We start from the raw sequence: 13007 nt of genomic DNA on the forward strand, positions 1-13007 counted from the left end.
CTATGACCAGAACCATTGCTGGCATCGCGCACCCAGTCAACCAGGCGAGCCCTGCCGAGCGAGGCAAGGCCGCTGTTCCGAAGAGCCTAGACATGTACGACCTGCCCGATTCCCGTGGCCATTTCGGCCCCTATGGCGGCACCTTCGTTTCCGAGACGCTGGTCCACGCGCTGGACGAACTGCGCGAAGCCTATGCGCACTACCAGAAGGATCCGGAGTTCGATGCCGAATTCCGCCGCGAGCTGAAGCACTTCGTCGGCCGCCCGTCGCCGATCTACCACGCGCAGCGCTGGAGCGAGACCCTCGGCGGCGCGCAGATCTACTTCAAGCGCGAAGACCTGAACCACACCGGCGCGCACAAGATCAACAACGTCATCGGCCAGGCGCTGCTGGCCAAGCGCATGGGCAAGCCGCGCGTGATCGCCGAGACCGGGGCAGGGCAGCATGGCGTGGCCACGGCCACCATCGCCGCCCGCTTCGGCATGGAATGCGTGGTCTACATGGGCGCCGAGGACGTCAAGCGCCAGGCCGCGAACGTCTACCGCATGAAACTGCTGGGCGCGACCGTGGTGCCGGTGGAAAGCGGCTCGCGCACGCTCAAGGACGCGCTCAATGAAGCCATGCGCGACTGGGTCACCAACGTCGAGAACACCTTCTACATCATCGGCACCGTGGCCGGCCCGCACCCGTACCCGATGATGGTGCGCGACTTCCAGTGCGTGATCGGCGAGGAGGCCAAGGTGCAGATGCCCGAGCTGGCCGGCCGCCAGCCGGATGCCGTGATCGCGTGCGTGGGCGGCGGCTCCAATGCCATGGGCATCTTCTATCCGTACATCGAGCACCAGGACGTGCAGCTGATCGGCGTGGAAGCCGCCGGCGATGGCCTGGACACCGGCCGCCACGCGGCTTCGCTGACCGGCGGCACGCCTGGCGTGCTGCACGGCAACCGCACCTACCTGCTGCAGGACGACAACGGCCAGATCATCGAGACGCATTCGGTCTCGGCCGGCCTGGACTACCCCGGCGTCGGCCCCGAGCATGCCTGGCTCAAGGACAGTGGCCGCGCGCAGTACGTGCCGATCACCGACGAGGAAGCGCTCAAGGCCTTCCACGACTGCTGCCGCATCGAGGGCATCATCCCGGCGCTGGAATCGAGCCATGCGATCGCCTACGCGTGCAAGCTGGCGCCCACGCTGCCCAAGGACAAGCTGCTGCTGGTGAACCTGTCCGGACGCGGCGACAAGGACATGCATACCGTGGCCGAGCGCGCGGGGCTCAAGCTCTGATGCGCGCGCTGCCCCACCCCCAGGGCCTTGCCGTCGGCGGGCCCGACTGCTTGCCTGGCGCGATTGACGCGCCGCCGCTGCACTTGTTCAAGGAAGACATGTTCGAGGGCATTGCCCGCCTGCCGGACGGCTCGGTCGACCTGATCGTCGCCGATCCGCCGTACGGCCTGGGCAAGGACTACGGCAACGATTCCGACCTGCTGTCGGGCCAGGCCTACCTGGACTGGTCCGAGCGCTGGATGGACGCGGTCGTGCCCAAGCTCGCGCCCAAGGGCACGCTCTACCTGTTCTGCACCTGGCAGTACTCGCCGGAGCTGTTCGTGATGCTCAAGCGGCGCCTGACGATGATCAACGAGATCATCTGGGACCGCCGCGTGCCCAGCATGGGCGGCACCACGCGCAAGTTCTCGTCGGTGCACGACAACATCGGCTTCTTTGCCAAGGCGCGCGACTACTACTTCGATCTCGACCCGGTCCGCATCCCGTACGACCCCGAGACCAAGAAGGCGCGCAGCCGTCCGCGCTTCGAGGGCAAGAAGTGGCTGGAGGTGGGCTACAACCCCAAGGACCTGTGGAGCATCTCGCGCATCCACCGGCAGGACCCCGAACGCGCCAACCACCCGACGCAGAAGCCGCTGGAGATCGTCGAGCGCATGGTGCTGTCGAGTTGCCCGCCGGGCGGCCTGGTGCTGGACCCGTTCGCGGGCAGCGGCACCACCGCGGTGGCGTGCCTGCGCCACGGCCGCCGCTTTGTCGGCTACGAGATCAACCCGGAGTACGTGCAGGTGGCGTGCGGGCGCGTGGCTGCGGCCGCGCAAGCCATGCCCGCGATCGAGCCTGACGTCACCCCAACCCCGGCCGCCGCCAACGACGACGCCTCGCCGGCGCCGCGGCCTCACCTGATTCCCTGATATGTCCCGTATCCAGAAGACGTTCGCGGCACTGGCCGCGCAGCAGAAAAAGGGCCTGATTCCGTTCATCACCGCCGGCGATCCCGAGCCCGGCCTGACCGTGGCGCTGATGCACGCGCTGGTGGCGGGCGGCGCCGACGTGATCGAGCTGGGCGTGCCGTTCTCCGACCCGATGGCCGACGGCCCGGTGATCCAGCGCGCCTCCGAGCGCGCGCTGGCGCAGGGCGTGTCGCTGACCCAGGTGCTGCAGTGGGTGCGCGAGTTCCGCCAGGCCAATGCCGAGACCCCGGTGGTGCTGATGGGCTACGCCAACCCGATCGAGCGCATGGGCGAAGAGGCCTTTGCCAAGGCCGCGAGCGCGGCCGGCGTGGATGGCGTGCTGGTGGTCGACTATCCGCCCGAGGAGTGCGAGTCGTTCGCCGCGCTGATGCGCGACCATGGCATGGACCCGATCTTCCTGCTAGCGCCGACCTCCACCGATGCGCGCATCGAGGCGGTGGCCAAGGTCGCCAGCGGCTATCTTTACTATGTCTCGCTCAAGGGCGTGACCGGCTCCGCATCGATCGACCTGGACAGCGTGGCGTCACGCCTGCCGCTGATCAAGCAGCACGCCAACCTGCCGGTGGGCGTGGGCTTCGGCATCCGCGACGCGCAGACCGCGCGCGCGATCGGCAGCGTGTCCGACGCGGTGGTGATCGGCAGCCGCCTGGTGCAGTTGCTGGAAGACACGCCGCGCGAGCAGGCGGTGGCAACGCTGCAGGCGTTTATCGCGGAGATCCGCCAGGCGCTGGACGCCAAGTGACCTAATCACTGCCTGGCAGGAATCAAGAAGTGACGCAGCGTGCCCAATACGCGCGCCGCGCTTCGAGGTCACGGGCCCGCCGTGGTAAATTCGCGGGTTGATTCCCTGCCACCTGCCGAAGTTCGCCCTGACACAGGGTTTGCCGGCGGCGCGCAGCTATCCGAAAGGAGCTTTCATGAGCTGGTTGGATAAACTCCTGCCCCCCAAGATTCAACAGACCGACCCCCGTACCCGCAAGGGCATCCCGGAGGGGTTGTGGGTCAAGTGCCCGTCGTGCGAGTCCACCCTGTACCGGACCGACGTCGAGGCCAACCTGCACGTCTGCCCCAAGTGCGACCACCACATGCGCATCAACGCGCGTGCGCGGCTGGACGCGCTGCTGGACGCCGAAGGCCGCTATGAGATCGGCCAGGAGATCGTGCCGGTCGACGCCCTCAAGTTCAAGGATTCGAAGAAGTACCCGGACCGCATCAAGGCGGCCATGGAAGAAACTGGCGAAACCGACGCCATGGTGGTGATGGGCGGTGCCATCCACACCATCCCGGTGGTGGCGAGCTGCTTCGAGTTCGAGTTCATGGGCGGCTCGATGGGCTCGGTGGTGGGCGAGCGCTTCGTGCGCGGCGCGCAGGCCGCGCTCGAGCAGAAGGTGCCGTTCATCTGCTTTACCGCCACCGGCGGCGCGCGCATGCAGGAAAGCCTGCTGTCGCTGCTGCAGATGGCCAAGACCACGGCCATGCTGAACCAGCTGAGCGCGAGCAAGCTGCCGTTCATCAGCGTGCTGACCGACCCGACCATGGGCGGCGTGTCGGCCTCGTTCGCCTTCCTGGGCGACGTGGTGATCGCCGAGCCCAAGGCGCTGATCGGCTTTGCCGGCCCGCGCGTGATCGAGCAGACCGTGCGCGAGAAGCTGCCGGAAGGCTTCCAGCGCTCGGAGTTCCTGCTGCAGAAGGGCGCCATCGACATGATCGTCGACCGCCGCAAGATGCGTGCCGAACTGGCGCAGCTGCTGGCGCTGCTGCAGAAGCAGCCGGCCGACGCGGTGGCATAACGCCGCAAATATCGCTGTACCGAAGGCGCGGGTGGTTGACGCGCCTTTCGCCTTTTCTGGACGCCAGCGGCGCCGGCACTTGACTTTGCGCCCGCCTGCCCGAATCTGGTAGCAAACGCTTTCCTCGCACACCTGAAATGCCTGTCTTCCATACGCTGCCCGAATGGCTTACCCATCTCGAAACCGCCCACCCCGTGGGCATCGACATGGGCCTGACGCGCATCACGCGCGTCAAGGAAGCCCTCGGGCTGCGCATCGACGCCACGGTCTTCACCGTGGGTGGCACCAACGGCAAGGGTTCGACCTGCGCCATGCTTGAGCGCATCCTGCTGGAGGCGGGCTACAAGGTGGGCTGCCATACCTCGCCGCACCTGATCTCGTTCAACGAGCGGGCGCGCCTCAATGGCGAGATGGCGACCGACGCGCAGCTGCTGCCGCACTTCGAGGCGGTCGAGCGCGCGCGCAACAGCTTTGCCGACCCGGTCAGCCTGACCTACTTCGAGTTCACCACGCTGGCGATCATCCATTTCTTCGCGGCTTCCGGCCTGGACGCGATCATCCTCGAAGTCGGGCTGGGCGGCCGCCTGGATGCGACCAATGTGATCGATACCGACTGCGCCATCGTCACCAGCGTCGATATCGACCACACCCAGTACCTGGGCAACACGCGCGAGGAAATCGGCTTTGAAAAGGCCGGCATCTTCCGCCCGGGCGTGCCGGCGGTCTGCGGCGACCCGGTGCCGCCCAAGTCGCTGGTGGCGCATGCCGAGGCCATCGGCGCCGAGCTGTGGCTGGTGGGCCGCGATTTCCACTTCCACGCGGCCAAGGGCCAGGAACGCCAGCAATGGGACTGGAGCGGTGGCGGGCGCAAGCTCAACGGCCTGGGCTACCCCGCGCTGCGCGGCGCCAACCAGCTGCTGAACGCCGCCGCCGTGCTGGCCGCGCTGCAGGCCATGCGCCCGCAATTGCCGGTGAGCGCGCAGGAAGTGCGCAACGGGTTGGCGTTCGTCGAGCTGCCGGGACGCTTCCAGGTGCTGCCGGGACGGCCCGCGGTGATCCTCGATGTGGCGCATAATCCGCATGCGGCCGCCACGCTGGGGCAGAACCTGGAGAACATGGGCTTCTTCCGCTACACCTATGCGGTGTTCGGCGCGATGCAGGACAAGGATATTGCCGGCGTGCTGCAGCATGTGGCCGACAAGGTCGACCACTGGTGCCTGTGCGACCTGCCGACCGAGCGCGCCGCCAGCGCCGCCGACGTGCTGGCGACACTTGAGGGGGGCGGTTTCCGCGCCGGCCCCGACGCCACCGCCGCCTGCTTTTCCAGTCCGGAGGCGGCATTCCGCGACGCCATGGAGAGAGCGACCGAGAATGATAGAATTCTGGTCTTCGGATCGTTCTATACCGTCGCCGGCGTGATGGCCTATCGGGCCACCCAAGCCAACTGACCTGGCACTGAGCGGCAAACGCAACGACCGGCCCCTGCCTGAGGGGGCTGTCGCACCGAACCAATCTATGGGCCTGCTTTCGCTGTTTTCTTCCCGCAAGGGCAACGACCCGGCACCGGAGCGTGCGCGCCGCCAGCGCAACGACCCCGGTGCAGGCATCGCCTCGTCGCGCCGTCTCGCCGACGAATATGCCGACGACACGCTGGACCCTGAATTCCCGCAGAAGCAGCGCGCGCGCCGCCGCCTGATCGGCGCCGTGGTGCTGGTGGTGGCCGCGGTGATCGTGTTGCCGATCGTGTTCGAGACCAAGCCGCGCCCGGTGGCCGACGATGTCGCGGTCAAGGTGAGCGGCGGGCAGGGCAGCAGCAAGCCCCGCGTCGAGCCGCGCAAGGCCGACCCGCTGCCGCCGGCGCCGGCGGCCCGCAGCGACGCGGCGGCGCTCGATGCCGGCGAGGAAATCGTCAATACGGCGGACAAGCCCGCCGACAAGCCCATCCAGCGCGCCGAGGCCAAGCCCGACGCTAAGCCCGAAGCCAAGCCTGAGGCCAAGCCCCAGGGCAGCGGCAAGTACCTGATCCTGATCGGCGCGTTCTCGTCGGAAGAGAAGGCGAAGACCTGGCTGGCCAAGCTCAAGGCGAGCAAGGTGCCGGCCTATGTGGAAAAGAAAGTGCTGGCCGACGGCGAGCGCATCCTGCTGCGCGCCGGTCCCTTCAGCGACCGCGACGCCGCCGATGCCGCCGACAAGCGCGTGCGCGCGGCGGGCCTGACCTCGAAGGTAATCGAACAGTAAGGGCTAGCGCTGCCTGGCGCATGGGCGCGGCAGCGAGCAACGATGCAGCCGACTTTCTTCGATTACGCCGTGGTCTTCATCCTGCTGGCCTCGGGCGCGCTGGGCGTGCTGCGCGGCCTGGTGCGCGAGGTGCTGTCGTTGATCGGCTGGGTGGTGGCGTTCTGGGTCGCGTTCCGCTACGGCGCGGTGGCCGCGGGCTGGATGCCCGAGTCGCTGCCCGGCGGCGAGCTGGCACGCCACGCGCTGGGTTTCGTGGTGCTGCTGATCGGCACCGTGCTCGGGGCGTCGCTGGCCGGCATGGTGGTCGGGCAGTTGCTGGAGAGCACGGGCCTCAAGCCGGCGGACCGCGGGCTCGGGCTGGTGTTCGGATTGCTGCGCGGCGCGCTGCTGGTGATGGTGATGGTGACGCTCGCCAGCCTGACGAAATTGCCGGAAGAACCGTTCTGGCGCGATGCGGTGAGCCGTCCCTATGTGATGCAGGCCATGGAATCGGTAAAGCCATGGCTGCCGCCGGAGCTGGCGAAGTACGTCAAGACATGACATGAAGCCGGGCATGGTGCCCGGCCAGTAGTACGCAGGCCTTGCGGTCCGGAAGGTTAGCCGGACCAGGCTGCGCCCCCTGATTCAAAGCCTTTCCTGGGAGCTTGGCATGTGCGGTATCGTCGGTGTGGTTTCAGCCACGCCTGTCAACCAACTGATTTACGACAGCCTGCTGTTGTTGCAACACCGCGGACAGGATGCTGCCGGCATCGCCACCGCCAACGGCAGTACTTTCCACATGTACAAGGCCAACGGCCTGGTGCGCGACGTCTTCCGTACCCGCAACATGCGCGGCCTGCCGGGCACCGCGGGCATCGGCCAGGTGCGCTACCCGACCGCCGGCTCGGCCTCGAGCGAGGAAGAGGCGCAGCCGTTCTACGTCAATGCCCCGTACGGCATCATCCTGGCGCATAACGGCAACCTGACCAACTGGCAACAGCTGCGCGAGGAAATGTTCCGCCGCGATCGTCGCCATATCAACACCCACTCCGACACCGAAGTGCTGCTGAACGTGCTGGCCGACGAGCTGCAGCGCGCCAGCAACGGCATGGCGCTGGACCCGGAAACCATCTTCAAGGCCGTTGCGGGCATGCACCGCCGCGTGCGCGGCTCGTACGCCATCGCGGCGCAGATCGCCGGCTACGGCATGCTGGCGGTGCGCGATCCGTTCGGCATCCGCCCGCTGTGCCTGGGCAGCGTCGAGACGCCGTCGGGCAAGGAGTGGATGGTTGCCTCCGAATCGGTGGCGCTGGAAGGCATCGGCTACAAGTTCGAGCGCGACGTGGCTGCGGGCGAGGCCATCTTCATCGACCTGGACGGCAAGCTCTACAGCAAGCAGTGCGCCGACAACCCGGCGCTGACGTCCTGCATTTTCGAGTACGTCTACCTGGCCCGCCCGGATTCGTGCATCGATGGCGTACCGGTCTACGACGCGCGCCTGCGCATGGGCGACTACCTGGCCGAGAAGATCCGCCAGGAAGTGTCGGCCGGCGACATCGACGTGGTGATGCCGATCCCCGACTCCAGCCGCCCGGCCGCGATGCAGGTGGCCAACCGCCTGGGCGTGAACTACCGCGAAGGTTTCTTCAAGAACCGCTACGTCGGCCGTACCTTCATCATGCCCGGCCAGGCAGTGCGCAAGAAGTCGGTGCGCCAGAAGCTCAACGCCATGGGCGTCGAGTTCAAGGGCAAGAACGTGCTGATCGTCGATGACTCGATCGTGCGCGGCACCACCTCGTTCGAGATCGTGCAGATGGCGCGCGACGCCGGGGCCAACAAGGTGATCTTCGCCTCGGCCGCGCCGCCGGTGAAGTTCCCCAACGTGTACGGCATCGACATGCCGACCCGCAGTGAACTGGTGGCGCACGGCCGCACGCACGAAGAGATCGCAAAGATCATCGGCGCGGACAAGCTCGTGTACCAGGAGGTGGAAGCGATGAAGCAGGCGGTGCGCGACATCAATCCGGCGCTGAAGGACTTCGATGCATCGTGCTTCGATGGCCGCTACGTCACCGGCGATATCGACGAGGCCTACTTGGACCGCCTGGAAACCGCGCGCAGCCAGGCCGACCGCGACGGCACCGCGGCCGACACCGAGCGCTCGGCGCTGCACCTGCAGCGCTCGGGCAACAACGAGTAAGCCGCAAGCCTGTCCCGCGGCATGTCCGTTCGTTGACGGATGCGACGCCCGGCCGTAACATGGCCGGGCGTCGATTTGATAGTCAGCTTGCGGACGCGGGTCCAGCCCGAAACAGCTAAAGAGATGGTGGCCGGCAAGATTCGCCAATGCGCACAGTGCTGCGCAACGCGTCCACCCATCGCCACAGCCTGCCGAAGGCCGCCGCAGAACAGCAAGCCCGTCGATCCGACCATCCGATCGCACGGGCTTTTTTCATGGCCGGCCGCCTTGCCGCGGCGGGCCGCAACCATTGCATTCGCGCGGGTACGACCGCGCCACCAGCATGAACGAACCGCTCAATCCTGAATCGCTCGGCATCGATACCCTTGGCGTGCGCGCCGGCACGCTGCGCAGCGAGTTCATGGAGCATTCCGAGGCCATTTACCTGACCTCGAGCTTCTGCTTCAACAGCGCCGCCGAGGCCGCCGAACGCTTTGCCAACTCGGAAGAGGGCTTCACCTATTCACGCTTCACCAACCCGACCGTGTCGATGTTCCAGTCGCGGCTGGCCGCGCTGGAAGGGGCGCAGGCCTGCATGGCCACGGCGTCGGGCATGAGCGCGATCCTGTCGGTGGTGCTGTCGTCGATGCAGGCGGGCGATCACCTGGTCAGCTCGCGCGCAATCTTCGGTTCGACCATGACGCTGTTCAACAATATCTTCGGCAAGTTCGGCGTGGAGACGACCTTTGTCGATCCGACCGACCTCGAGGCGTGGCGCGTGGCGGTGCGGCCGAACACGAAGCTGTTCTTCCTGGAGACGCCGTCGAATCCGCTGACCGAAGTGGCCGACATCGCGGCCGTGGCGGACATTGCCCACAACGCCAATGCGCTGCTGGTGGTCGACAACTGCTTCTGCTCGCCCGCGCTGCAGCAGCCGATGAAGTTCGGCGCCGACATCGTGGTGCATTCCGCCACCAAGCATATCGATGGCCAGGGCCGCGTGCTGGGCGGCGCGGTGCTGGGCTCGCACGATTTCATCATGGGCAAGGTGTTCCCGTTTGTGCGCACCGCCGGCCCGACGCTGTCGGCGTTCAACGCGTGGGTACTGCTCAAGGGCATGGAGACGCTGGCGATCCGCATGGAGCGCCATTCGTCCAGCGCGCTGGCGCTGGCGCAGTTCCTGGAGTCGCATCCGGCCGTGGCGCGCGTGTTCCACCCGGCGCTGCAGTCGCACCCGCAGCACGAGATTGCCATGCGTCAGCAGAGCGGTGGCGGCGCGATCGTTTCGTTCGAGCTGAAGGGCGCCACGCCCGAGCAGCAGCGCGCCAACGCCTGGCGCGTGATCGACAACACGCGTCTGTGCTCGATCACCGGAAACCTGGGCGATACCCGCACCACCATCACGCACCCGTACACCACCACGCATGCACGCGTGAGCCCGGAGGCCAAGGCGGCCGCAGGCGTGGGCGAAGGGCTGATCCGGCTGGCGGTGGGGCTGGAATCGGTCGAGGACCTGAAGGCCGACCTGCTGCGCGGCCTGGGCGAGTAAGACAGCCTGCGAGGCTGCCCGCGCTTACGGTGCTTCCTGCGCCGGCGGCGGATCGTCGCTGCCGGCCACCGCTTTCACGCCGGCAGCGGTGATGTCGTAAGTAGTACCTACTGCGGTCGAGGCCACGCTGACCGCGGCGGAACCGACGGTTGCCACGGTCGAAACCGCGGCACTGCCCACGGCCATCACCATGCAGCCGCCCAGCGAAAAGGTAGCCAACGCGGCCCCCAACGCCAAGGCAACGCGCTGCAAGGTGGCGGGTTCTCCGCTATCGTTGCGCACGGTACGCTGCAACGGGAAATTTCGGTATGGCATGGACACTGCTGGCCCTGGCAGGGCTGTTCGAAGTGGTGTGGGCAATCGGGCTCAAGCTGGTGGGCAGCGCCTGAGCCCGCGCGTGCAACCTCAGCGCAACATCCGCCGGCGCAGCAGCACCAGCGAAACCACCAGCGCGGCCACCGCATAGGCTGCGAGCACGGCAAGATGCAGGCTGGCGCCTTCCACGGGCCGGCCCAGCATCAGCGGCCGGATCAGATCGACCGCGTGCGCCAGCGGCAGCAGCCTGGTGGCCGCCTGCACGCCTTCGGGCAATTGCTCCACCGGAAAGAACACGCCCGACAGCAGCAGCATCGGCGTCATCGCCAGCGTCTGGTAGAACATAAAGAAGTCGTAGCTGGGCGCCAGCGCGGTGACGATCATCGCCAGCGCGGCGAAGGCAATGCCGGCCAGCACGATCACCGGCAGCGCCAGCAGCGCGCCCGGCATTTGCGCATAGCCCAGCGCGGCCGCCACCAGCATGATCGCCAGGCCCGACAGCACCGCCTTGCTGGCCGCCCAGAAGATCTCGCCCAGCACCACGTCGCCCAATGTCAGCGGCGCGTGCATGATCGCTTCCCAGGTGCGCTGCACGTGCATGCGCGAGAAGGCGGAGTACATCGACTCGAAGCTGGCCGACATCATCACGCTCGATGCGGTGGTGCCGGCGGCGAGGAAGGCGATGTACGACACGCCGTTGACCTGGCCCACCATCAGCCCCAGCCCGAGGCCGAGGCCGAACAGGTAGATCATCGGATCGGCCAGGTTGCCGATCATCGACGGGATGGCCAGCTTCCTCCACACCAGGTAGTTGCGGTACCAGACCATCATCCAGTTGCGCATGTTGCGTGGCAGCAGCGGCTGTGGATAGGTCTGGCGCGCGGCCGGGCCAGCGCTCCGGGTGGCGATGGCGGGCGTGTCGGAGGTGTCGGAGGTGTCGGTGCGGGGATCCTGTTCGCTCATGTCAGTCCCTGGTTCAGTCCCGCATCTCGCGGCCGGTCAGCTTGAGGAACACGTCCTCCAGGTTGGCCGGGCGGTGCAGGTAGCGCACGCCGTTCTTGCCGTGCAGCGCCGCCAGCAGCGGGGCGGGCTCGCGCACGTAGCAGAACAGCGTCTCGCCGCTCATTTCGGTGCGCTGCGCCAGCGGTGTCAGCGTGCCGCGCAGCGTGCCCAGTTCATCGCCGTAGACCTCGACCACATCGCAGCCGATCTGGCTGTCGATCAGCTCGTGCGGCTTGCCTTCGGCGATCTTGCGCCCGCCGTCGATCACGCACAGGTAGTTGCACAGCCGTTCGGCTTCTTCCATGAAGTGCGTGGTCAGCAGGATGGTCTTGCCACTCGCCATCAGCGACTTCAGGCGCTCCCAGATCAGGTGGCGCGCCTGCGGGTCCAGTCCGGTGGTGGGCTCGTCCATCACCAGCAGGTCGGGATCGTTGATCAGCGCGCGCGCCACCGTCAGGCGCCGGCGCATGCCGCCGGAGAGGTCGCGTACCTGCGCGTCGGCACGGTTTTCCAGCCGGGCGAATTCCAGCAGCTTCGGCACCCGGCGCTCGATCTCGGTCGATGACAGCCCGAAGTAGCGCCCGAAGATGCGCAGGTTCTCGATCACCGAGAAATCCGGGTCGAGGTTGTCGAACTGCGGCACCACGCCCACGCGCATGCGCGCCTGCGGCGCGCGCTCGGGGATGGGCTCGCCGCATAGCATCAGCGTGCCGGCCATCGGCGTGGTCAGGCCCAGCAGCAGGCGCAGCGTGGTGGTCTTGCCGGCGCCGTTGGGGCCGAGCAGGCCAAAGCACTGGCCGCGAAACACCTGGAGATCGAGGTCATCGACGACGACCGTATCGCCGTATTGCTTGCGCACCTTGCGCAACTCGAGGATGGCAGTCAAGGCAGGGTCCGGTGGGCGCCCAAAAGGGGGCGCAATATCCGCCATTATGCCGGGCATCGGCGCAACGCTCAGGTGGCGCAGTGCAGCAAAGGCCGCCAGCCTGGGGCGCGACCCGGACGCACGTTTCGTGCAGGCATAAAAAAACCGCCAGCGAACTGGCGGTTTTTTTACGAAGCTTGCCCGAATCAGTACATCTTCTTCGGCAGCATTTGCATGCGCAGGCGCTTGCGCAGGCGTGCTTCGGCGGCCTTCTTCTTGCGCTTGCGCTCGGTCGTCGGCTTCTCGTAAGCGGTACGGCTCTTGAGTTCAACGATCAGGCCAGTCTGCAGAATGGCACGACGGAAACGCCGCATTGCAACTTCAACGGGCTCACCGGGTTTCAAGACGATCTTAGTCAATTCAGTCCTTTAGGGGATTGCCGCGGTAGCGGCTGGTTCACACGGGGGGAAACTGCTGTCGCCGGAGCGACTGGTATTGCACGCTGGGCTTGTGCCCGGTGCGCCCCCGCGAACCTGAAAGATGTGGACGTTTCAGTCCGTGCAACCAGTGTCAGGGGTGATAGCGCCAGGCCCGGATATAACTTGGAGCCTGACAGTACCGGTTTCCATGAATGCTATACGCCCGTAACTATGGCACGTATACGACGCACCTGTCAAGAATGGCGTTCGATCGGCGCCGTAGGAAAGGCCGGCAAGCCGCGAATTATCCGCATTTTTTCGCTTGTCCACCAGCCCACCCGGAATCGCGGGTGATGGCCCAAGCGCTGCCTACCGGTAAACCCGCAAGATGCCTGAAATTGTTTGACGATTAAA

At 66.6% G+C, this 13007-nt stretch carries 13 protein-coding genes; 9 read left to right on the plus strand and 4 right to left on the minus strand.

What is annotated here, in order from left to right:
- Nucleotides 1-92 precede the first annotated feature (92 nt).
- The 9 genes from trpB to ACAD63_RS05570 all read left to right on the plus strand — a co-directional run bounded on the left by trpB (nucleotide 93) and on the right by ACAD63_RS05570 (nucleotide 9992).
- The gene (trpB, locus tag ACAD63_RS05530) at nucleotides 93-1286 is read left to right on the plus strand and encodes a tryptophan synthase subunit beta (RefSeq protein WP_116346157.1); all 1194 of its coding nucleotides are present in this window, start codon (nucleotides 93-95) and stop codon (nucleotides 1284-1286) included.
- Entirely contained in the window at nucleotides 1286-2197 is a 912-nt protein-coding gene (locus tag ACAD63_RS05535; protein ID WP_434033531.1) for a DNA-methyltransferase, read from the plus strand. The genes trpB and ACAD63_RS05535 overlap by 1 nt, the downstream gene beginning before the upstream one ends.
- Before the next feature lies 1 nt (nucleotide 2198).
- On the plus strand, nucleotides 2199-2999 hold the full coding sequence (gene trpA / locus ACAD63_RS05540; RefSeq protein ID WP_133095496.1) for a tryptophan synthase subunit alpha: 801 nt from the start codon (nucleotides 2199-2201) through the stop codon (nucleotides 2997-2999).
- A 175-nt stretch (nucleotides 3000-3174) separates the two neighbouring features.
- Nucleotides 3175-4047: an acetyl-CoA carboxylase, carboxyltransferase subunit beta gene (accD, locus tag ACAD63_RS05545; protein WP_434033532.1), complete on the plus strand. Its 873-nt coding sequence runs from the start codon at nucleotides 3175-3177 to the stop codon at nucleotides 4045-4047.
- A 137-nt stretch (nucleotides 4048-4184) separates the two neighbouring features.
- Nucleotides 4185-5495 (plus strand): bifunctional tetrahydrofolate synthase/dihydrofolate synthase, encoded by a 1311-nt coding sequence (gene folC, locus ACAD63_RS05550; protein WP_133095498.1) that lies wholly within the window; start codon nucleotides 4185-4187, stop codon nucleotides 5493-5495.
- 67 nt (nucleotides 5496-5562) lie between these two features.
- Nucleotides 5563-6285, plus strand: a complete 723-nt coding sequence (locus ACAD63_RS05555) for an SPOR domain-containing protein (protein ID WP_133095499.1) — start codon at nucleotides 5563-5565, stop codon at nucleotides 6283-6285.
- A 42-nt stretch (nucleotides 6286-6327) separates the two neighbouring features.
- On the plus strand, nucleotides 6328-6825 hold the full coding sequence (locus ACAD63_RS05560; RefSeq protein WP_029046270.1) for a CvpA family protein: 498 nt from the start codon (nucleotides 6328-6330) through the stop codon (nucleotides 6823-6825).
- A gap of 109 nt (nucleotides 6826-6934) precedes the next feature.
- The gene (gene purF, locus ACAD63_RS05565) at nucleotides 6935-8464 is read left to right on the plus strand and encodes an amidophosphoribosyltransferase (protein ID WP_133095500.1); all 1530 of its coding nucleotides are present in this window, start codon (nucleotides 6935-6937) and stop codon (nucleotides 8462-8464) included.
- Nucleotides 8465-8786: 322 nt separating this feature from the next.
- Entirely contained in the window at nucleotides 8787-9992 is a 1206-nt protein-coding gene (locus ACAD63_RS05570; RefSeq protein ID WP_434033533.1) for an O-succinylhomoserine sulfhydrylase, read from the plus strand.
- Between the two features lie 24 nt (nucleotides 9993-10016).
- On the opposite strand, the gene ACAD63_RS05575 is transcribed toward ACAD63_RS05570, so the two are convergent.
- From ACAD63_RS05575 to rpsU, 4 genes are all read right to left on the minus strand, one after another.
- Nucleotides 10017-10307 carry a hypothetical protein gene (locus tag ACAD63_RS05575; RefSeq protein WP_240745887.1) on the minus strand — a complete coding sequence of 97 codons (291 nt, stop codon included), beginning with the start codon at nucleotides 10305-10307 and terminating at the stop codon, nucleotides 10017-10019.
- Nucleotides 10308-10397: 90 nt separating this feature from the next.
- The gene (locus tag ACAD63_RS05580) at nucleotides 10398-11270 is read right to left on the minus strand and encodes an ABC transporter permease (protein WP_135705579.1); all 873 of its coding nucleotides are present in this window, start codon (nucleotides 11268-11270) and stop codon (nucleotides 10398-10400) included.
- A 13-nt stretch (nucleotides 11271-11283) separates the two neighbouring features.
- The gene (gene nodI, locus ACAD63_RS05585) at nucleotides 11284-12240 is read right to left on the minus strand and encodes a nodulation factor ABC transporter ATP-binding protein NodI (protein ID WP_205751667.1); all 957 of its coding nucleotides are present in this window, start codon (nucleotides 12238-12240) and stop codon (nucleotides 11284-11286) included.
- A 140-nt stretch (nucleotides 12241-12380) separates the two neighbouring features.
- Entirely contained in the window at nucleotides 12381-12593 is a 213-nt protein-coding gene (gene rpsU / locus ACAD63_RS05590) for a 30S ribosomal protein S21 (protein ID WP_010814647.1), read from the minus strand.
- Between the last annotated feature and the right edge of the window lie 414 nt (nucleotides 12594-13007).

The sequence above is a fragment of the Cupriavidus sp. a3 genome, from assembly GCF_051015765.1.
Lineage (GTDB): Bacteria > Pseudomonadota > Gammaproteobacteria > Burkholderiales > Burkholderiaceae > Cupriavidus > Cupriavidus oxalaticus_A.